16 protein-coding genes, 1 tRNA gene, 1 other RNA gene and 1 pseudogene are annotated in these 20,649 nt (G+C 31.3%); 11 read left to right on the forward strand and 8 right to left on the reverse strand.

Annotation, left to right across the window (positions count from 1 at the left end):
- Positions 1 to 109: 109 nt before the first annotated feature.
- The 4 genes from cra (at position 110) to fruA (ending at position 5,188) form a co-directional block, all read left to right on the forward strand.
- Positions 110 to 1,174, forward strand: coding sequence for a catabolite repressor/activator (gene cra / locus J3U19_RS00215; RefSeq protein WP_267345130.1), 1,065 nt, complete (start codon positions 110 to 112; stop codon positions 1,172 to 1,174).
- A 173-nt stretch (positions 1,175 to 1,347) separates the two neighbouring features.
- Entirely contained in the window at positions 1,348 to 2,544 is a 1,197-nt protein-coding gene (gene fruB, locus J3U19_RS00220; RefSeq protein ID WP_267345132.1) for a fused PTS fructose transporter subunit IIA/HPr protein, read from the forward strand.
- Positions 2,545 to 2,546: 2 nt separating this feature from the next.
- The gene (gene fruK / locus J3U19_RS00225; RefSeq protein ID WP_267345134.1) at positions 2,547 to 3,482 is read left to right on the forward strand and encodes a 1-phosphofructokinase; all 936 of its coding nucleotides are present in this window, start codon (positions 2,547 to 2,549) and stop codon (positions 3,480 to 3,482) included.
- An 8-nt stretch (positions 3,483 to 3,490) separates the two neighbouring features.
- Positions 3,491 to 5,188 carry a PTS fructose transporter subunit IIBC gene (gene fruA, locus J3U19_RS00230; protein WP_267345136.1) on the forward strand — a complete coding sequence of 566 codons (1,698 nt, stop codon included), beginning with the start codon at positions 3,491 to 3,493 and terminating at the stop codon, positions 5,186 to 5,188.
- 54 nt (positions 5,189 to 5,242) lie between these two features.
- Here the strand turns inward: fruA and J3U19_RS00235 are convergent, their stop codons facing one another.
- On the reverse strand, positions 5,243 to 5,818 hold the full coding sequence (locus J3U19_RS00235; RefSeq protein ID WP_267345137.1) for a TIGR00730 family Rossman fold protein: 576 nt from the start codon (positions 5,816 to 5,818) through the stop codon (positions 5,243 to 5,245).
- 145 nt (positions 5,819 to 5,963) lie between these two features.
- Here J3U19_RS00235 and J3U19_RS00240 point away from each other — a divergent pair.
- From J3U19_RS00240 to J3U19_RS00250, 3 genes are all read left to right on the forward strand, one after another.
- Positions 5,964 to 6,039 (forward strand) — tRNA-Asn (locus tag J3U19_RS00240).
- A 182-nt stretch (positions 6,040 to 6,221) separates the two neighbouring features.
- Entirely contained in the window at positions 6,222 to 6,950 is a 729-nt protein-coding gene (locus J3U19_RS00245) for an outer membrane protein (RefSeq protein WP_267339647.1), read from the forward strand.
- Between the two features lie 374 nt (positions 6,951 to 7,324).
- Positions 7,325 to 8,062, forward strand: coding sequence for a carbonic anhydrase (locus tag J3U19_RS00250; protein ID WP_267339646.1), 738 nt, complete (start codon positions 7,325 to 7,327; stop codon positions 8,060 to 8,062).
- A gap of 263 nt (positions 8,063 to 8,325) precedes the next feature.
- Here J3U19_RS00250 and J3U19_RS00255 read toward each other — a convergent pair whose 3' ends face one another.
- The 3 genes from J3U19_RS00255 to J3U19_RS00265 all read right to left on the reverse strand — a co-directional run bounded on the left by J3U19_RS00255 (position 8,326) and on the right by J3U19_RS00265 (position 13,423).
- The gene (locus tag J3U19_RS00255) at positions 8,326 to 12,072 is read right to left on the reverse strand and encodes a hypothetical protein (RefSeq protein ID WP_267345139.1); all 3,747 of its coding nucleotides are present in this window, start codon (positions 12,070 to 12,072) and stop codon (positions 8,326 to 8,328) included.
- A gap of 91 nt (positions 12,073 to 12,163) precedes the next feature.
- Entirely contained in the window at positions 12,164 to 12,820 is a 657-nt protein-coding gene (locus J3U19_RS00260; RefSeq protein WP_267339644.1) for a hypothetical protein, read from the reverse strand.
- A 357-nt stretch (positions 12,821 to 13,177) separates the two neighbouring features.
- Positions 13,178 to 13,423: a helix-turn-helix domain-containing protein gene (locus J3U19_RS00265; RefSeq protein ID WP_267345141.1), complete on the reverse strand. Its 246-nt coding sequence runs from the start codon at positions 13,421 to 13,423 to the stop codon at positions 13,178 to 13,180.
- 174 nt (positions 13,424 to 13,597) lie between these two features.
- On the opposite strand from J3U19_RS00265, the gene J3U19_RS00270 reads away from it, so the two are divergent.
- From J3U19_RS00270 to J3U19_RS00280, 3 genes and pseudogenes are all read left to right on the forward strand, one after another.
- Positions 13,598 to 13,885, forward strand: a complete 288-nt coding sequence (locus J3U19_RS00270) for a helix-turn-helix domain-containing protein (protein WP_065563680.1) — start codon at positions 13,598 to 13,600, stop codon at positions 13,883 to 13,885.
- A gap of 152 nt (positions 13,886 to 14,037) precedes the next feature.
- Positions 14,038 to 14,271: a hypothetical protein gene (locus tag J3U19_RS00275; protein WP_267345143.1), complete on the forward strand. Its 234-nt coding sequence runs from the start codon at positions 14,038 to 14,040 to the stop codon at positions 14,269 to 14,271.
- Positions 14,272 to 14,568: 297 nt separating this feature from the next.
- Positions 14,569 to 14,750: pseudogene (locus J3U19_RS00280) on the forward strand (IS256 family transposase); the annotation flags it as partial.
- Between the two features lie 145 nt (positions 14,751 to 14,895).
- On the opposite strand, the gene J3U19_RS00285 reads toward J3U19_RS00280, so the two are convergent.
- The 4 genes from J3U19_RS00285 to ssrA form a co-directional block, all read right to left on the reverse strand.
- The gene (locus J3U19_RS00285; protein ID WP_267339638.1) at positions 14,896 to 15,282 is read right to left on the reverse strand and encodes a hypothetical protein; all 387 of its coding nucleotides are present in this window, start codon (positions 15,280 to 15,282) and stop codon (positions 14,896 to 14,898) included.
- Between the two features lie 395 nt (positions 15,283 to 15,677).
- The gene (locus J3U19_RS00290) at positions 15,678 to 17,099 is read right to left on the reverse strand and encodes a HEPN domain-containing protein (protein WP_267345145.1); all 1,422 of its coding nucleotides are present in this window, start codon (positions 17,097 to 17,099) and stop codon (positions 15,678 to 15,680) included.
- A gap of 447 nt (positions 17,100 to 17,546) precedes the next feature.
- On the reverse strand, positions 17,547 to 17,693 hold the full coding sequence (locus J3U19_RS00295) for a hypothetical protein (RefSeq protein WP_267345146.1): 147 nt from the start codon (positions 17,691 to 17,693) through the stop codon (positions 17,547 to 17,549).
- Between the two features lie 459 nt (positions 17,694 to 18,152).
- Positions 18,153 to 18,517: a transfer-messenger RNA gene (gene ssrA, locus J3U19_RS00300) on the reverse strand.
- 1,225 nt (positions 18,518 to 19,742) lie between these two features.
- Here ssrA and J3U19_RS00305 point away from each other — a divergent pair.
- The gene (locus J3U19_RS00305; protein ID WP_267339635.1) at positions 19,743 to 20,639 is read left to right on the forward strand and encodes a DMT family transporter; all 897 of its coding nucleotides are present in this window, start codon (positions 19,743 to 19,745) and stop codon (positions 20,637 to 20,639) included.
- Positions 20,640 to 20,649: the final 10 nt, after the last annotated feature.

Below are 20,649 nucleotides of genomic sequence, written 5' to 3' on the forward strand. Positions count from 1 at the left end.
TCTAATAATAAAGACATTACATATGTATAAGTAAATAAAGAAACGATTGTTTACTATTCTCTCTGATTCATGTTAAATAAATGACAATATTTTTGCCGAGATAATAATAATGAAATTAGAGGAAATTGCACTAATAGCTGGCGTTTCAAAAACAACGGCTAGTTACGTTATTAATGGAAAAGCAAAGAAATATCGCGTTAGTGATCAGACAATAGAAAAAGTAATGTCAGTTGTAAAAGAGCATGATTATCAGCCAAATGCGGTTGCAGCCGGACTTAGAGCGGGTAAAACTCATACTATTGGCATTATTATTCCCGATTTAGAAAACATCAGTTATACTCGTATTGCTAATTACTTAGAACAGTTAATAAGAAAAGAAGGTTATCAAGTATTACTTTCATGTTCAGAAGATGATCCCAAAATTGAAAAAGAGTGCGTTAAGCATCTTCAACAACGACAAGTTGATGCGTTAGTAATTTCCTCATCATTTGTTTCCGCCAAAGATTATGTTTTTTATGACGATTGGCAAAATACAAAAATTCCATTATTTGCTCTTGATAGAATTCTATCCAGTACTAAATTTAGAAATATAGTTGGTGCGGATAAACAAGACTCCAAAACCTTAGCACAAGCGTTTAATGATGTTGTTCAGGGTTCTATGGTTTATCTAGGAGCCTTACCTAATCTATCGGTTAGTCAACTTCGTTTAGATGGATTTAATGATATTAGACTTAATCATTGTAATCATGATAATGAGAATAAAATTGATTTCTTATATGCAACTAATTATAGTCGTCACGACGCTGATATCGCTTTTAGTCAATGGTTAGAAGATCATGATTTGCCTGATGGCATTTTTACGACCTCTTTTTCCTTGCTTCAAGGGACTATTGACGCAATCTTAAGAAAGTTCGGTCATTTACCTGAAACATTAACTATTGCTACTTTTGGTGATAATGAATTATTGGATTTCTTACCTTGTAAAGTTATATCACTTTGTCAAGATCATAAAGAAGTTGCTAAAATGACGATAAAAATGTTATTAAACTGTTTGAAAAATGAGAATTATCAGCCAGGAACCACAGTTATTCCTAGACGACTAATTTACCGTGGCAGTTTAAGTCGGGATCGAACTTTAATGAAAAAGGATCATTTTAACAAAATTTTTTGTTAAATTTTATACAAAAAGAAGATCCAGATCACATATTTTCTATTAATAGAGATAATTTATTTGATAATTAATATAATTCTCGTCATTATTGCTGAAACGATTCAATTAAGTTATTTAAGTAAATAATATGAATTATGTTAGATGATTTAACATAGCAACCCAGAGGTATTTATTATATGTTTCATTTAGTTAAAGAAAATATCCATTTAAATGAACAAGCCCCTAACAAAACTGAGGCGATAAAAAAAGTAGCTGCTGCTTTAACAAGTGCAGGATTTGTTGAGGAAGGATACGTAGATGGAATGCTCGAACGCGAAGCTCAAGCAGCAACTTATCTGGGTATTGGTCTTGCTATTCCACATGGTACAACTAAAACTCGTCATTTAGTAAAAAAAACCGGTGTGCAAGTTTTTTGCTTTCCTAACGGAGTTGAATGGGGTGATGATGGTGAAAAAGCTTATCTAGCCATTGGTATTGCAGCAAGTTCTGATGAGCATTTAGAATTACTTCGTCAATTAACACATGTACTTAGCGCTGATGGTGTTGAAGAGCGCATTAAAAATATTCAATCAGCAGATGAGGCAATTGCGATTTTAACGGGAAAATCGAGCATAGGAGATAGCCAATTTAGTATAACTGAATCTTCTTTATTATTGGATATTCCTGCGGATAGTTTAGGAACTTTACAAGCATTAAACGCTTCACGTTTAAAACAACAAAGTGCAGTAAATGCTAATTTTATTACTAATGTACTGGATAATAAACCTAACTATTTGGGTAGCGGCGTTTGGTTCAATGATAGCAAAGAAGGTAACCTAAAAAATGCGATTGCAATTAGTCGTACAATAAGCGATCTAAATGAAGACGGTAAACCAGTTAAATTGTTGATTACCATGTCGATGATGAATGATGCTATTGATAACGTAGTAAATAATTTAGCTTCTTTAGCCTTTAATCAAAAATTGGATCTTTTACTGTCAGCTGATATTGATAAAATTATTGATTTGCTTGTATCTAATGATCAATCTGCGGTATCAAATCAACTTGAGACTCAATCGTCCAATGCAAAACAAACTTCAGATACAAATAATCCAATATTAACTCGTGAATTTATTGTTCCAAATGAAAATGGCTTGCACACTCGCCCATCATCGGTATTAGTTAAATTAGTGAAAGAATTTAAAAGTAAAGTTACTGTTGCAAATCTTGATGGTAAAGCTGAACCCGTTAGTGCGACAAGCTTAATGAAAATTGTTGCTCTTGGCGCTAAAAAAGGCAGTCGATTGCTATTCACAGCAGTAGGTGATGATGCTGTTCAAGCACTAGATGCGATTGGAAAAGCTATTGAGAGTGGTTTAGGTGAGGGTATTTAATCATGACTTATCGTGTTGCAACTATCACTTTAAATCCTGCTTATGATCTATTAGGTTTTTGTCCAAAAGTAGAACTTGGCGATGTTAATTTAGTTCAAACTAATGCATTACTTGCTGCTGGCAAAGGCATCAATGTTGCTAAAGTATTATCTGATCTTGGTATTAAATTAACTTTGGGTGGATTTTTAGGTAAAGAAAATCGTGATGGTTTTAATTTACTATTTAATTCACTTAATGTTGAGGATAAATTTCAATCTATAGCGGGTCGTACCCGCATTAATGTTAAATTGACTGAGGAAAATAGTGAAGTTACTGATTTAAACTTTTCTGGTTTTACTATAACAGAGCAAGATTGGCAAAGTTTTGTTACCGATTCTCTCGAATGGTTAAAAAATTTTGATATGATTGCAATTAGTGGTAGCTTGCCTGCCGGAGTGTCTCTGGAAAAGTTCACAGAATGGATGAAACAAGTGAAAGCAATTTGTCCTAAAGTGGTCTTTGATAGTAGCCGTGATGCGTTAGTTGCAGGATTGAAAGCTAAACCGTGGTTAATAAAACCTAATGACAAAGAGCTTGAAATGTTTGTAGGACGCAAGTTGTCGACGTTAGCTGAAATAAAAGCTGCTGCTATGGAACTTATCAATGATGGCATAGAAAACGTTGTCATTTCACTTGGTAGCAGAGGTGCTTTGTGGGTAACTAAACATGAAGCATGGTTAGCAAAACCACCAAAATGTCAGGTAGTAAGTACCGTTGGTGCTGGTGATTCAATGGTTGGTGGATTAATGTATGGACTTATGACCAGTCAATCAATTAAAGACACCTTAGTTTTCGCCTCAAGTGTTGCTGCGTTATCTGTTGGACAAGCCGGAGTTGGTATTGCTGATCGTCAGGCTGTAACCAATATGTTGGATAAAATTGAAATAATTGCTGGATAGGAGTATTCATGAATATTTACATAATAGAGGGGAATAATGCAGGCCCTGTTAATGGACGTTTAGCTAAAGCTGAATTGGTTTTAGCTGCTAATTCATTAAATTTTAATATCGTCGATAGTGTGGCATCAGCAGAGGTAACTGTTGCTATCGGATCAGGTGATGTCAGTGATAAAACCGTGATCGGAAAAAAAGTTTATGTAGTTAGTGATCTCAATGATATTTTTGCCAATCCTAAACAAATACTCAAAGATGCACAAAGTAAAGCTGCTATTTTCGCACAATCTAAACATAGTGACACAAGTTCAGTATCGGGAAGTGGTGTAAAACGTATTGTTGCGGTAACTGCTTGTCCAACAGGTGTTGCGCATACTTTCATGGCAGCCGAAGCGATTGAAGAAGAAGCAAAAAAACGTGGTTGGTGGTGTAAAGTTGAAACACGTGGCTCAGTTGGTGTTGGCAATGAATTAACACCAGAAGAGGTGGCTTCAGCTGATGTTGTGATTGTAGCATGTGATATAGAAGTCGATTTAAGCAAGTTTGCAGGTAAAAAGATGTATCGAACTAAAACCGGTCCTGCACTGAAAAAAACTGCACAAGAATTAGATAGAGCATTTGAAGAAGCGACAATCTATCAACCAACACGTTCTGCTTCAACAACAAAATCGAGTAATGAGAAGAAAGGTATCTATCAGCATCTATTAACAGGCGTCTCTTATATGTTACCAATGGTTGTTGCGGGTGGATTAATCATCGCTTTATCGTTTGCTTTTGGTTCATTTGAAATGGTTGATGGTGTACAAAAACTGGTTGGTGAATCTCATTTAGCACAAATTGGTGGGCTTGCATTCTCACTTATGGTACCTTTACTTGCTGGTTATATTGCTTATTCTATTGCTGATAGACCTGGCTTAGCTCCTGGACTTGTAGGTGGTTTGCTGGCTGTCTCTACGGGTGCTGGATTCTTAGGTGGTATTATCATAGGTTATTTTGCTGGTTACTTAGCAATGTTAATCTCAAAGTATTTACCATTACCGAAAACACTTGAAGCATTAAAACCAATTCTTATTGTACCTTTACTTGCTACATTAGCTACAGGTTTAGTCATGCAGTTTATAGTTGGTACGCCGATCGCATGGTTAATGGAAGCCTTAACTGGGTGGTTGAAATCAATGGGAACCGCCAATGCTGTTTTGTTAGGTGCACTTTTAGGCGGTATGATGTGTACTGATATGGGTGGACCAATTAATAAAGTTGCTTATGCGTTTGGTACAGGTTTAATTTCAGCTCAAGTATACGCACCAATGGCGGCGGTTATGGCAGGTGGCATGGTTCCTCCTTTGGCTATGGGTATTGCTACATTAATTGCTCGTAAAAAATTTGCTAAAGCTGAACAAGAAAGTGGTAAAGCTTCATTAGTACTTGGTTTATGCTTTATTTCTGAAGGAGCGATTCCATTTGCGGCACGTGATCCATTACGAGTGATTCCTTGCTGTATTATTGGTGGGGCAATTACAGGCGGTTTAGCGTTAGCATTTGGTTCACAGCTTATGACACCACATGGTGGATTATTCGCTTTAGCTATCCCTGGAGTAGTGAAGCCTGTTGGCGGTTATTTACTATCAATTTTAATTGGTTCTCTTGTTTCTGGTGTTGCCTATGCGGTATTTAAACAACCTGAATCAAGCACAGAAACGGCTTCTGCTTAAATTATTTATTTATACTAAAATGCCATCAATTGATGGCATTTTTTATTTTTTGAATTATTTTTTTACCCAACGTTGTAAATCTTTAGCAGTAAAATCGTCCATTTTTTGTAGAATAGATTGTGGATCATTAGACACAATTAAAGTTTTATAAAAACTTTCTCTAATAAAACCTTCATCGACAGCATGCTGTAAAAAATTCATCATAGGCTCCCAAAATTTGGCTGGATTATACAATGAAACTGGTTTTTCATGATAACCAATTTGCATACCAGTCCAAACTTCAAAAACCTCTTCTAAAGTACCAGTTCCTCCTGGCATAGCGATAAATCCATCGGCTAATTCACAAAGACGTGCTTTACGTTGATGCATATTTTCAACAACTTCTAAACGAGTAATGTTATGGTGTGCTGTTTCTGCTTTGACTAGTCGCTCTGGAATAATTCCAATAACTTCGCCTCCATGAGCTAAAACTGAATTGGCGATAACAGCCATTAAACCTTTATTTCCACCACCATAAATTAATCGTCTATTTTGGTTTGCAATTAATACCCCTAATTGTTCTGCCGCTACACGATATTCTGCGCGATTACCTTCACTTGCACCACAAAACACACAAATATTTTTTTTCATAACTATTTATTTACCTTGACCATATAATTTTATCTATTTTAGCATGCCATTAAGAGATTTGATTACAAGCTGAGCAATTAAATTTAAATATTGTTTTTCACATTGACATAATCATTATAGATCGTTACTATCTTATCCCGAGTGTTCCTCCATAGTTCAGTCGGTAGAACGGCGGACTGTTAATCCGTATGTCACAGGTTCAAGTCCTGTTGGAGGAGCCAATTTTAACCCACTCCCTTTATTTTTATCATTCCTCTATCGTATATCTTATATAAATAATTAGTTGTTACCTTCAGCTTTTATAAATTTCTTATTTTTTATTGCTTTATCTTATTAGCTCGTTTAAACTTGCCACGTTAATTAAATGACAAAAAAGTAATTTAAAAGGAAAGGAAAATAAAATATGAAAAAAACACTTATTACTCTGGCAACTATCGCCTGTTTCCCAGCGTTTGCTCAAACTGAAACGATAGGAATATATCTAGGGGGTCAATTAGGTGCGAGTATTTTGAAGGCTAACAGCATTAAAGATACATTGTCTTATTTCGATGAGTCCGAAACGGTTAAAATTGGATCTTTCAAAAACGGTAAAATCGCAGGGGCGTTAAATATTGGTTATAACTTCAAATATGATTATGAACTTCCCCTTCGTACTGAGCTATCTTTTACAATACGCGGTAATTCAGATAAAAAATACCGTCACGCTTATAGTGATGTAGATTTGGAAGACGATTATCTTCAAACTAGCGATAAACACAAAGTTCGCATGAATACTTTGATGGTAAATGCATACTATGATATTGAAACTAATTATTCCATTACTCCTTTTGTTGGAGCTGGACTAGGTATTGCTTTCACTAAGTTGGATCAGAAATACTCAGGATATTATAAAAGTGAATTTACTGAAGAATCAGCTTCAGTTGGCATATCAGATACTAAAACAAAATTTGCTTGGAATGTAGCTGCTGGCGTAACATATAACATTGACGAAAATGTCGATATTGATTTTACCGCACGTTATGTTAATGCTGGTAAAACTTCTATAAAAACCAATATTGAGGGTGTTAATGTAAAAGCGAGCGCTAAATTAAGTTCGATGGATTTCTTAGCAGGTATTCGTTACACCTTCTAATATTATATTTTAACGGTAAAGGGCATTTGCCCTTTTTTATTTTCTCACTAAATGCAAATTAGACTACAACAACTCAATATTTATATCTTTAATCATAGGGTGTTATTTCAAACAAACCTAGAAGAGTTTTACTTCTTAATTTTCGATTTATAATCCTATCTTCATCATTATAGACCCCCTAATTATTGATAGGTTATCTATAGCATAAACTATAAAACAGACTGACTAGATTGATAATTTTTTGATTAAAATTATTTCGTCTTACAATTAAAAAAATAATAAAAAAAAGAAAAAATAATGTTAATCTCGTGTAGTAAGGTTATTTTTTGTGACGTATAATTTGTTTTCCTTTAATTTATTAATGTAAATCTAAAATGAAACAAAACATAATAATTGTAGCACTAATGTTAATTAGTCTATCTTGTACGGCAGCAGAGGATACTTCACATTGGGGATATGAAGGTCAAGAAAAACCAGAAAACTGGGGTAAATTATCCATTGAATATTCTACATGTGAAAACGGAAAAAATCAGTCACCTATTAACATTGACCATGTTTTAAAAACTCATCATGAAAATTTAAAGTTTTCTTTTGAGGCTGGTAAACAAGAAATTATTAATAATGGACATACTATTGAGATTAGTGTTTCTGGAGATAATCAATTAACGTTGGACGATCAAATTTTTAAATTACAGCAATTCCATTTTCATACAATAAGTGAAAATACCATTAAAGGTAAACATTATCCAATGGAAGCCCACTTTGTTTACAAAAATAAAGATGGAGAGCTTACCGTAGTGGCATTAATGTTTGATTATGGTAAGGAGAATCAAGAAATAGCAAAAGCATGGCAACAAATGCCAACAGAATCAGGCAATAAAACTATTTTAGATAGAACAATTGATATTAAAAAATTATTTCCTAAAAAATTGGATTATTATCGCTTTAGTGGATCACTTACCACTCCACCTTGTACAGAAGGTGTAAGATGGATTGTATTTGAAAAATCAGTTACTGCTTCAGATGAACAAATTCAAAAATTCCATTCAATCATGCATCATGACAACAACCGACCAGTTCAACCATTGAATGGAAGGGTAATTGTTGATTAATGTCCAAATGGCTATATCGAATGTATTTAGATAGAGCCTATTCTAACAAATTCTGTTTCAATTATAAAAAAATTTTTAATTTTTTTATAATTGAAATTTGAAATAAGAAATTACTTATAAATGCTTTGCAACTTATCACGCAACATCTAAAGTCGAATCACATTCTACCACATCAGTCCTATTTGCATTTTTTACGCCGCTATCATTTTGCTTAGTTGAAAACGCTTTAGACCATGTGTTACCTGATAATTCAAATGTGATAGTTAAATATACATAGCATTATCAATAATATCTTCTAGAGCTAGAAATTTAATTTTATCTTGATGTAAAAAACTCTTAGCAAAAAGCATTGGTACAATACGAGATGTAATTACATAGCCCTCAATATTTATTGTTGAATTAATTCCAGTAAACTTAGCTAAATTGCTTAAATTTTCATTAATAATATCAATTCTGGATATATGTTTTAGTAATCGATCCTGTTTTCCTTTATGATTTAATTGTCCTTTAAACTCATGTAACTGTCTTGCAATCTCTCCTTGTGTCTTGGCAAACTCAAGATCTTTACACTCAATGACTAATACCCGACCAGTTTCTTTATTCCAAGCAAAAACATCTACATCACCATAATCTTTATCTAGTTTTTTATTTAAGATCTCGGTGATTTTTATTTCTGATCTAACAATCCATCCTTTTTCACTCAATTTATTTGCTATTTCAGTGTTAAACTGAAGCCCATTTTCACTACGTATACTACCAATCCATTGCTTCATTTTTTTACTAACAAAATGATTTTCATCAATACTTGCTTCATAGCAACTATATAGAAGGTATAAAAAACAGTTGATTATTAATTGTGGTGAAATTATAAATTTGTCATCAGAACTTTTTATTATTGGTTTCATTGCGAGCGAAAATCTACGCCTAAACTTCCAAGGTTGCCAATCTTCTTTTTTATATGGTTTTGGTATTGTTTGCCATGAATCTCTGGAATATATAGTTAACGCATCAATCACTTTCTCACAAATATTTTGCTGTTCTTTAGAGAAAAGTGATAATAACTCTTTGGAAGTTATGGAATAAAAAACCTGATTAAGACTAAGTCCATGCTTTGCTAATAAATGGATAACACTTTTTGCATCATCTAAAGTAAAACCAAACTCCTCTAACCAAGCTTCATTAAATCTATTATCAAATAATTCAGTAATGTTATTTCCATCATATTCTTTCGTGGAAAAATTATTTTCATAATCAGAGATAGAATTATTGACTTGACTTTTATTTATTCTGGAAAAATAGGAGGGCATCAATTTATCAATAAAAGAACTATCGAATAAAATATCTCCAAAAGATGAAATAACTATTTCTGGTAGAATGGCCTCATAATTAATTGCCTCTGATAAACCACCATATTGATGCATTGACATAGCCAAACACATAAGTTCTTGTATATCTAATTTGCCAGCTTTTTTCCCATTTATAATTGGAGACTCACAAATTGCCATTTCAATAATGAGTCTTGAAGACAGTAATGCTCCATTCAATAATGGTAACATTTTATGTAAAACAGTGATTGTTTCATCATAATCATGTAAGGCTACATTCGCTTTACTTGTTTTTAACCATCTTTCTTTTTGTTGTTCCAAGCATTCAATATTAAAAATTAGTTTTGAAATAAGGTCATTGCGATCCAGATCTCTTAACGATGTTCTTAACCTACTCCAGATAAATGCTACAAGCTCTCTTAAATATTCCTTACACGCATCTTTACCGACTATTTTATTTCCTTGTTCTTTTTGTCTGATATTCCAACCTAACCCAATCTTAATATTTTCCTGATCTGCATCTTCAATATAAATAGGCTCTTCTTGTTCAAGATTAAAATGAGCTCTATATTTTTCTGATTTAAATCCATGAATAAATCTAGCATCATTATTTTTAATAATTTTATTAAGCGTTTTTTCAATATCAATGTCTAGATTATATTCACTAAGGAAACTAAGAAAGGATCTGGTAATAGCTTTTTCGGAATTATTTGTAGGCAGACGTAATCCATAAATTAAGTTTTGATTGAAGTAGGTAAATAATGTTTTTGTATCCTCATCAAATTCGTATTGATAACAAAAGTCAACTAGATTTAAATCTATTTTTTTTTCAAGTGATTCAAAATAATCATCTGGGTATTTAAATACTATTTTCCAACAAATAATATTTTTAGGTATAAAAATATTATTATCTTGAATATATTGAGTGAGTATACCAAACCATGATAAGACAGACTCATATAATACACATTGAAAGGGAACTGGAATATTTTCAACTAGTTCAGTTTCTATCCATAAAGATAATGAGCCTTTTATATATATACTTCTCATAATGTTATCTATATAGCTAGGACAATAAATATGAAATTTAGGGTTTTTAGTAAACTCTCCCCCAACAAAACGACGAGTAACCTTTGTTAATCCCAATGTGGGATGGTTAACTAGCATTTCATTATTATTATATAAAACTTCTTCCCTTAATTTAGCTTGGCAATTTGAAGGAAGGTGAACAACTACATTACTTGAACTGTTAGATGTACCTTGAAAATTTTTATATGAAATTATGCAGTAGTTATTATTCTTAGCATAAGCAAATAAATTTAGAAAACCATTTGAATTAAAAATTTTAAATCCTATTTTCTCTAGCTTTTCTACAGATTCAATAACTCTCCATACTTTATGAGGGGAGCAAGCAGAATACTTACTTAAAGTATCAAGATCATGACTGTTAGTAGATTCAATCATCCATGAGTCTTCATTTTTTATTTCTGAAGAATACATCATTGGGCGTCCATATCCGCATAATACAATGATAGAACATCCTTTTTTAGCGTTTTTATTTTTTATCGCAGACTCTTTTGTTTTATTAATTAAATTACCAACGAATATTTCTATTTCTGAGGTGTTTTTTTCGTATGAATGAAACCAGTTAGGTAAAATATTTCGCATTGAATCAAAAATAAAAATAAAATGATATAAATACCCTTGATCAAATTCTGCAACTGTATCAGCAACTTTCCATCCGGTATTATTTGAAATATATCGAGGTATAATAACAGTATCAGATAACTTACCGAGGATTTTTATATTTGATATTTTTTTACATTGCTCTTTAAAATAAAGTTTATCTAATTCAATAATACTTCTATTTGTATAAAAAAATTCAATGATTAATTTTTTTATACAAATGATGATTGAAGAGGATAGCAATAGCAGAATGCCTTCTTGACACTTTATAAAAGGAGTTTTATCTATACCGTCTATAAGTGAAGTTTGTGGGGATATCTCATTTAAATTTAAACAAGGAAGAAGTTCTATGTTTATAAATTCATTCACTTTTATTTTATTGATATAACTATCTAATTTAGAATCTGAGAAAATACTTTTGTTATTTTCTTCCATACCACCAACAGTATATACAAGAAGATTGTTACGAGTGATAATTTGGTCTGATGCGATAAGAACTGCTTTGATAGAGTTTTTCAGATTATTTATATCTTCAGCAAAAGGCATATTTGCCACTAAATCACAAAAAATTTGTAATTGATATATTCCACCTTCATGTAATCCTGTACAAACCTTATAAGGAATATCTTCAAACCAAATCTTTGAAATAAAGACATCTTCAACAGAGTCTTCCGATAATACTTGTTCTTTAAAAGAAAAACTCTCCAAAATTGAGTTAATGATTTTCAATGAAGGTCTCTTTGTGCCTTTACATAGAGTGAGACATTCTGAAATAATGGTTTCAATCAAATCTTGATTAGCCTGATGTCTTGGTTCCAAAAGTAATGAAGAAAAAGCTGCGGCTGTGTGTATTGGGGAAAAATGGCTTAATTTATCTTTGGATAAATTAGGCGTAACATTAGCATTGAAATTACTTTTAGTATCTTTCTTCCTTCTTTTTTTCTCTATTTTTTTAATTCTATTTTTTAATACTTTTTTCTTGTTTATTTTTTTAGTCATTTTAATAATCCATTAAATAAATTATTTTTAAGCATATGTAACATATTTAAATAATGAGTTGCTTAAAATTACTATAGTTTACTCTTAATTATTATTTGATTTTTATAATCAAATCAGCAAATGATTTAGGAATTTTTGTCGCGTCATCAGTCCATTTCAATGTATAGTTATTCTCTTTTAATGCTTTAATGAAGTCATTAATATCATCAGCTGTACTATCAGTGAAAACGTATAACTTTCTTAAGGTCTTATCTTGCGGTTTTTTATTATCAGGAAGTTTTGTTACACCAATCAGAATTGTTCTATCTGCTTGATCAACAGTGTCTTTTAATTGATGCTTAACATTTCGCCAAATATTCCTTAATGTATCAATATTTTTTTGTTCTGGTAGTTCTTGGGGAATTTGATTATTTAGTTCTGAGAGAAATTGTTCGAAATTAAAATTTCCTTGTCCTGCGACTAATTGAAGTTCGTCAGTCATTAGCTGTTGCTGCCTTTCATTTACAAAAACTTTAAAGTTACCATTTCTACGACTTCCGTATAATTTTATTTTTAATAAAGAGTTTGCATTACGAAGATATATAAAAAGGTTTTCACCTAATGCTTTAGTGTCTTCTGGTGAAAAAAAGATCATAAAAACAAAATGGCCTCTTCCAATGACTAATTCAAAGGCTATTGTTGGTTTTTTATCTAGCCATGCTTTAGAATAAATAGTATGAAGCTGGTTAAAATTAAACTGTACACTCATATCTTATTACCTATAATGTTAAATAAAATAACTAAAAAGACACCTGAAATAATCAAATACATCAATAATATATGTGAGCTATTTTATCTTATATTAAATGTGAAATATATTTTTATCTTCCCTAAATAAACCATAACCAAACAAACCTGCTAATGTCTCAATTCTCTGCTAATTATTTACCGCGACTATTGATCTTGTTTTACTGCTAGGAATTAGCTCTTTACTAGTCAATTTCCTGTTCTTGGTGATTTCCAACCAGTAAACGTTTTTTATCGTGTAAAGTATAAGCGTGCCTTAAGCCATGCATTTTATTGACCCGACTTTTTAGTATTGTCCGTAATAGATATCAAATTGTTTCTATTCACATTTTTTAATTCGCAATGACTGAATTTTCTTTTTATAACGAGAGGGCCAAATCCGTTTAGCCTCTATACCTAATGCATTGGCAATAATCAGTTCGCCTTTTGTCCATGGGCGAACAAGTGCGTTAGAGAGCGTTGAAGGTGCATAGCCAGATTGTCTAGTTAACGCAGATAGCGTTGTTCCTTTCTTTTTCAATGCAGCAATAATATCGGCAGAATGCCAGTCCTTTTTGCTATTCATAATACCTCCTAAAATCATAAATTACATGAATTATTAATGTAAAACTTTAATTATGATTAAATTAAAAACAAAATTCAAGTTATACATGATTTATTAAAGTATTCTATTACGAAATTTAAATCGAAGAAGAGGATAATTATTAATCAAAACTATATAAGATGAGCAGCAATAATCATGATTGGTAAGCGATTAAAAATAGCTAGAATTAATGCAGATCTGACACAAACTGAACTTGGAGTAAAAGCAGGATTAGACGAAGAATCAGCAAGTTCCCGCATTAGTTCTTATGAAAATGAAGTTCATTCTCCTGATTTTACTCTTGTAAAACGTCTCGCAAAAGTTCTTGATGTACCTAGCGCTTATTTTTATGCTGAAGATGATGAATTAGCCGATTTTATTATTCAATATAACAAGCTAAAAAAACAAAAGCCTAATGCATTTGTGAGTTTAACGGCTTCATAATTGTGATGACATCCATTTATTTAGAACAAATAGTCGCCACCACTAAATGACATAGAATTGTCTATGGGTCTTATCACGAATTAAAGGAAATTGAGTTTTAATCAACAACCATCTATAATCGGTAGTTTAGCCAAATAAGACAAAATGCTGATATGTTAATTAAAATAGAAAGTTTTTATGGTGATTCACTGCTTTCTGGTAAAGTGTCTTCTATTGGGCAATTGAAATATCGAGTGATGACAGTAGTAGCCGATTGCGATATACAAGATTTTATGTCTGTTTTTTGTGCTCGTTATATCTATGATATTTATCCATATGATGAAAGTATTCAGGTAGATTATGTGGTCGATCTAGATACTTATTCAGTATATAAGCCTGTTTATTAACATATAACACACTTTGTATCTCATTTTCTATTTATAACGCTTAAAGTTATAAAAGCGTGTACTCAATCTTTATTCTGTTTTTGAAAGATTATAATTAACCAAAAAAGAACCGATCATGGTCAACAAATTTAGTCCTGAATTTGAATAATAATAGGTTGTTTATGTATTATAAAATGCATATCTTTCTATCAGAGAGGTCACAGGCCACCTCGGTGTTGGTAAATCAACCTTTGATAAGTGGGTAAGGTAATTGGCACCCAATAAAACTAGCCGCCGAGAGCTGACCGAGGATCAACTAGTGTTATTCGTCATGCTATCAAGAAACGTAGTTTTTTCCGACCGACAACTTAGTTAAAAAGGTTATCTATTTAGCGATACAACAAGCATCTAAAAAATGGACTATGTCTATTCAAAACTCGAAAAGTGCGATGAATCGATTTATTATAGAATTTGGTGACAGAATGACTCGCTACCTCTAACTGGCAAATACACAAAATTCAGGATAGGGTCTAATGAAAAGTCAATAAAGGATCTTATTTTTATTGATAAATAATTTTTATGTCATCTAAGAGGAAATAAAGGCTTTATTCTTCTTTCCTCATTTCTGTTGAGATATATTTTTAACTAGTTATCGATAACATTAGCTTTGGATTGTTTTTCCAATTTAGAGTGATAAAAATATAAATACAGTAATCCAAAAGGAGCTATAAAAACAGAGAAAAAAAAGCATATTCCCATAGTCATTATTTTTAAGAATAAAAATAAAAAGATATTTGAGATAATTATATTATCACCTATTATAAACTCTATAATGCTTTCATAAACAAACCTAGAATATGGATAAAATCCCCACAGGATTAAAGCAATTGTAGTTGGAACTATAGTATCAGATAATTTCAACTGAGATATAGGCATTAATATAAGTATAACAAAAACAAAACCGAATAAATATTGTCGCAACAAATAACTTTTTTCTAATCCACCAAATGTTTTTTTTAAAAAATTAGCCATAAAAAATTCTTCCTTACTTATCATGAAAAAATATTAGACCACATAAAATTGAAAACAGTAAAATGTAAATAATAATTTGATCATAATAATAACATTTGTGGTATAAGTAGGTTGAGTTAAAGAACTTGCTTCGCCTGTATACAAAAATAGGTTAACAATCATTTTATCTATTAAAGGTAATTGATAATCACAGTTTTTCTATATTGATAACCAATCAAAAAACATATTTACAGGGCATTATTTTATTAATAGCTTAATTTTCTTAATTAACTATCAGGCAACAGCGTTGCTGTTCTCCTTGAATATCTCTTTATGGCATACCTAACAATTGTTATACAAAAATATAATTTATATCAAATATGATGATTTGGTTTGAACATAAAAAATCGAATATTTTATTGGGCCTTATCCTTTTTTTTGATTTCTTCAATTTTATTTTGTAATTTAGTGCAATTTTCAACTGTCTTTTTAATATCTTCAGTAGTGAAGCCAATAACATGTAAAAAGTGAAACTGGAATATAACTTCCATTTTTAAACATAGAATCCAAAGATCTCGTCCAGTAACTAATTTATCTTTTAAATTTTCATCATAATGAGTTAAATAATTTCTAGTATCTACAATTTGTCTCAAAAGTTTATTTCTTTCTCTATTTGTTCCCAGAAAACATTTAAATGGTTCAATAAGCAATTTCAATCTTTTACTCAGGGTAATTTCATTTCCATGCATGAGTCTGCCTTTGAGCCATTCTAGATGTTCTTCGGGACATGTACCAAGAATTTTAGATACTAATGATTCAAAAACTTCGTTCTCCATTAATTTTTCATCACTAGTTCTTCGGTGATATGTTTCTAATCCCTGTACTAGAGCTAAAAACTTACCATTGAGATATTTTTGATCTCCCCTTTGAGTTGAAAAGTATAAACTGAATGCCGGTGACAGAAATTCATAAGCATTTATCCAATTGTTGAAGACTTCTTGAACATTATTTCTAATAATTTCGAAATTAAATACCATATCCTTAAAACCATCTTTTTTAGGTACAGTTTCTGTAAATGGTATGGCTTGATAAAATAATTTGATTTTAGTTGGGTATTTGTCTTTACCTAAATCATTTAGTTTTTCAGATGATGTTGCTGAAACATTTTTTATAGTCACAACTTCGTCCATAGCAAAGCACATAAGGTTGGTTATCTTAAAGGCAATAGTTATGAAATCATTTAAATTACGTAACGCTTCAGATTTTAATGTAAAATGAGCTTTTTGAGTGATCTTTGCCTCTGTTAAATGGGTGAGAATAGAAAATGTGTAGTTAAAATTAATTTCAACTTCCATCCCATTATCAAGTACAAATTTTATTTCTTCAGGTTTATTATAAGAAATATTTGCTGTTCTATTTTCCGAATCATACTCTACATGAATACCGCTTATTCCAACCCATTCATCCAAGCAATCAACAGAAAAAGAAAATGTATTTAAAGTAATAACCTCATCAGCTGCCCATTTAGCGCCAGTCAAAACTTTATTAGCTAAAATTTTCGATTTAGTTATGTTTCCAAATCCAAAACTTTTCTTAAGATAAATGCAATTATCCAGTGTTACTAATTTATCGTCTTCGACACATCCAATTATTCTTTTTAGACGAAAATCTTCATGTTCACAAATAAATCCAATTCCTTTATCTTCATCAAAATTACCTATGATTTCTAATTCTGCCCGTCCACCATCATAAATGGAGAGAACACCAGCTATTGAATTCTGTTGATTTTCAGGTAACCAAAAATAACCAAATTTTATATATTTCTCTTCGAGTCTCATAAAATGTTCCTTTCAAATTTAATGGTTATACAGTCTAAATATATCGTTATTTTTGATCACCAATACTGATCAATAGACGTCCATTGGACTTTGCAACCAATTAGATTTGTTCCATTATTTATTTAATTATATCAGATAATTATTTATCTCTCATTTCTAAAAAAGTTTTTCATGACTTAAAAGAGATTTTTTAAATTATCAATAATTTTAATTAAAACACAGCGGTATTTTATGAGATTTTTTGAGCATCTATTTACGTCATTTAATGAGTAATTGAAAAAATTGTGAATCAAACAGATTACTTCATGTTATTTCAAAGTATCTTTTCTACTCAGTTAACTTTTCAGATTTTATATATGAGATATTTAACGATATGCGGTAAATTGCAAAAAACATTATGTCATTTGGGTTTTGAATAGAATATTTAAGTGTTTTCAATGTTCCTTTTTATTGAAGTGGTTTAAGTGTTTCAATAGCCTTATAAGCGGTAATAGATGAAATAGGAAGTTTTGCAATAGCAGGAAATAAATTACATTCGATTAATCGCCGTGTTTCTTTTGCGGTTTTGTCTATAAAAATTAGCTCGTTGTTCACAATATTTAAACTATTGTTCTGCTACTTTTTCAGATGTGTTAAACAACTCTTTTCGCTTTTGGTTCGTTTGTTCTTCAAGGTAGGTTTTAGGATCTATATTTTGAGCAAGCTGTTTGAGGTAGTGTTCAATATTAGCCATTGTGTCGGTTAAACTAATTTGTGAATTACGTCCAATGGTAATATCGGCTTCTTTATTCCAATAAGATGATTTATAAAGAAATTATCGATTTTATTACCATTACGACTAATAAAAAGGAATAATTCATTACCATCCATTAATTTAATATCTTTTTCTTTTGGTTTAGCATTTTATATCTATACAAAAGTTAAAGGTTTTACAGATTTCGACATAATCTATTCACCTTATAATAAGAGGGATAAAATTATTATATACAAAAAGAGCCCCTTATTATTTTATGATAAAAGTATATTTCGGTTTACATCTATTGATTTAAGTTGTGGTGGAGCTGGCGGGAGTTGAACCCGCGTCCGAAATCTCTACATCCTTGGTACTACATGCGTAGTTTGTCTTTAAATTTCGCCTACCTGCTGCGGACAAACACGCTACCGATAGACTAGCTTGATTAAGTTTAATGCTTCCGCCCCAAGCAAGGCTTCCACACGATCTCGTTTGGGTTTGACTCCTCTTTATCCCCGTCCTACGAGCGGAGGCTAGGGAGAGAAGGCTCTATGCAGGTTATTAAGCTGCTAGTGCGTAGTTTTCGTCGTTTGCGACTATTTTTTTGCGGTTTATTTACGAGGCCTACCGCACCTCGGCATGCACCTTGGGTTTCGCAAATCCCGTCGAATCCAGAATCAGCCCCAATTGTGAATTGTTAATGTAAACAATATCGGGGCATTATAGGTGAATTCAAGTTGTAATACAAGTTAACTTACCTTGTGATTAATCCAGTTTCTGTTGTTTTGCGCCTTTCAAAGCCACAACATTATCAATGTGCAATATAACCGTCATGATGATGTTGCCTAATAATTGTTGCGATACCGACAAAGAGAAATGTTAATCGGCTCATGATTTTTTAAAATATTGAACATATTAATACAACAAAGAACGGTAAAGCAAAAGCTCTATTGATTAAAGTGATTAATTGATTAGTGGCTAATAGATATTTTTTATAATAAACACCCTTACCATTGATGAGTACTAGGATACTAACAATCAACAGATGGTCAAAACCAAGTGATATATATTACTAAGAAGATTTTAATGAAACACCGATTGGAAATCGTTGGGTTAAATCGTGCAAAATCACTTTTACAACATATGCTGTTTTTAATTTCAAACCGATTAATTGCGTAAATTGCACATAAAACAGTTTATATATAGTATGCCATGATTGACAATTAATCTTATCAAAGCATCACTCATTCACCGATAACTTTGTATCGAAGTAAAAACGAAAATACCTCGCTATAAAAAGTTTTTATTAAAAGAAACATACTATTTTGTCATTAGATGATTAAAGGTAAATTGATCATAATTAAAGGCAGTTCAATTAATTTGAATATTTAGCTCAATAACATGAGTCGTTAAGTATTCAGTAGCAAATTGAAAATAAGTAAAAAATGCAAGGATGAATAATCAAACGTTAACTTTATTAAAAAAATTAAAATAATAAATTGTTATTAATTATTATGTTATATTTTATTTTGCGAAAATAGGAAAAATATATGAATTTAAATTGAACTTTTTATGATTTAGCATGTCTATATAAGCAGATTACGTTTTTTCATTTTTTGCCCTCCACTCGAATATTCGAGTGGATTTTTTTTATCCTAAATTATCTTGCTTAGATAAATGATTCAGTTTTAGATACAGTGATTATCAACCACACCTTATCATAAATTATTTTATAAACTAAAAACAAATTGTATTTTGATCAATAGAAAGCAAGTACTGCAATTAGTTAAAATAGTAGCCTTTTTTTTCGTTATCAAGTCTTACTAATCATTTTAATTAAAATGATGTATGAATAATATATTATAATTTATATTAGTCGCATTTCATTTTAGTAAGCAGATAAAGTTATTATGTTATTGTCAAAAAGGGTACAAGGAAATTTAGTTGCATTAATGACCGTATTTTTTTGGGGAAGCACATTTATTGCAACTAAAGTATTATTAGTCGATTTTAAACCAATTGAAATTTCATTTTTTCGCTTTGGGCTTGGTTACATTACTTTATGGATCTTACAACCTCACTTTTTTATTTGGCAAGGTTTTAAGCGAGAAGTTATGTTTTTATGTGCGGGATTATGTGGGGTGACTTGCTATTTTTTGTGTGAAAATATCGCACTAACTTATACCACGGCATCTAATGTGGGAATCATAACCACTTTATCCCCCATTTTTACTGCTATATTATCTCTATTTTTTTTAAAAATCGAAACACCCCCTAAGCGTTTTTATATAGGTTGCTTGTTTGCCATTATTGGAGTAGGGTTAATTAGCTTTAATGGTAAATTTGTGCTTTCTCTTAATCCAATCGGCGATATTCTTGCGATGTTAGCTTGTCTGTTTTGGGCATGTTATTCAATTTTAACCAAGAAATGCAGTAATTACGGTTACAATACGATTTTATTGACTCGGCGCTTCTTCTTTTATGGTTTGATAATGATGTTTCCTGCACTGTCTTTTTCTGATTTTCAATGGGATTTAATGCGTTTCACTAACCCAGTTAATTTATTCAATATTCTATTTTTAGGGGTAGGAGCTTCAGCTATATGTTTTGCCTCATGGAATTATGCAGTGAAATTAGTGGGGGCTGTAAAAATTAGCGTTTATTTATATTTAGTTCCCATACTTACTGTAATTGCTGCCATTCTTATTTTAAATGAACCTTTTACTTGGATTGCAGCATTCGGCACAGTACTAACACTTTTCGGTGTATTCTTGTCAGAAGGTAAAATAAAACTCAAAAAGCATTGATGTTTTGAAA

This window comes from Gilliamella sp. B2828 (assembly GCF_026537125.1).
In the GTDB taxonomy this organism is placed as follows: domain Bacteria; phylum Pseudomonadota; class Gammaproteobacteria; order Enterobacterales; family Orbaceae; genus Gilliamella.

Excerpts from the sequence above, each read along its gene's own strand:
- cra (WP_267345130.1), top strand. The coding sequence starts at position 110 with ATGAAATTAGAGGAAATTGCACTAATAGCTGGCGTTTCAAAAACAACG.
- fruB (WP_267345132.1), top strand. The coding sequence starts at position 1,348 with ATGTTTCATTTAGTTAAAGAAAATATCCATTTAAATGAACAAGCCCCT.
- fruK (WP_267345134.1), top strand. The coding sequence starts at position 2,547 with ATGACTTATCGTGTTGCAACTATCACTTTAAATCCTGCTTATGATCTA.
- fruA (WP_267345136.1), top strand. The coding sequence starts at position 3,491 with ATGAATATTTACATAATAGAGGGGAATAATGCAGGCCCTGTTAATGGA.
- J3U19_RS00235 (WP_267345137.1), bottom strand. The coding sequence starts at position 5,818 with ATGAAAAAAAATATTTGTGTGTTTTGTGGTGCAAGTGAAGGTAATCGC.
- J3U19_RS00245 (WP_267339647.1), top strand. The coding sequence starts at position 6,222 with ATGAAAAAAACACTTATTACTCTGGCAACTATCGCCTGTTTCCCAGCG.
- J3U19_RS00250 (WP_267339646.1), top strand. The coding sequence starts at position 7,325 with ATGAAACAAAACATAATAATTGTAGCACTAATGTTAATTAGTCTATCT.
- J3U19_RS00255 (WP_267345139.1), bottom strand. The coding sequence starts at position 12,072 with ATGACTAAAAAAATAAACAAGAAAAAAGTATTAAAAAATAGAATTAAA.
- J3U19_RS00260 (WP_267339644.1), bottom strand. The coding sequence starts at position 12,820 with ATGAGTGTACAGTTTAATTTTAACCAGCTTCATACTATTTATTCTAAA.
- J3U19_RS00265 (WP_267345141.1), bottom strand. The coding sequence starts at position 13,423 with ATGAATAGCAAAAAGGACTGGCATTCTGCCGATATTATTGCTGCATTG.
- J3U19_RS00270 (WP_065563680.1), top strand. The coding sequence starts at position 13,598 with ATGATTGGTAAGCGATTAAAAATAGCTAGAATTAATGCAGATCTGACA.
- J3U19_RS00275 (WP_267345143.1), top strand. The coding sequence starts at position 14,038 with ATGTTAATTAAAATAGAAAGTTTTTATGGTGATTCACTGCTTTCTGGT.
- J3U19_RS00285 (WP_267339638.1), bottom strand. The coding sequence starts at position 15,282 with ATGGCTAATTTTTTAAAAAAAACATTTGGTGGATTAGAAAAAAGTTAT.
- J3U19_RS00290 (WP_267345145.1), bottom strand. The coding sequence starts at position 17,099 with ATGAGACTCGAAGAGAAATATATAAAATTTGGTTATTTTTGGTTACCT.
- J3U19_RS00305 (WP_267339635.1), top strand. The coding sequence starts at position 19,743 with ATGTTATTGTCAAAAAGGGTACAAGGAAATTTAGTTGCATTAATGACC.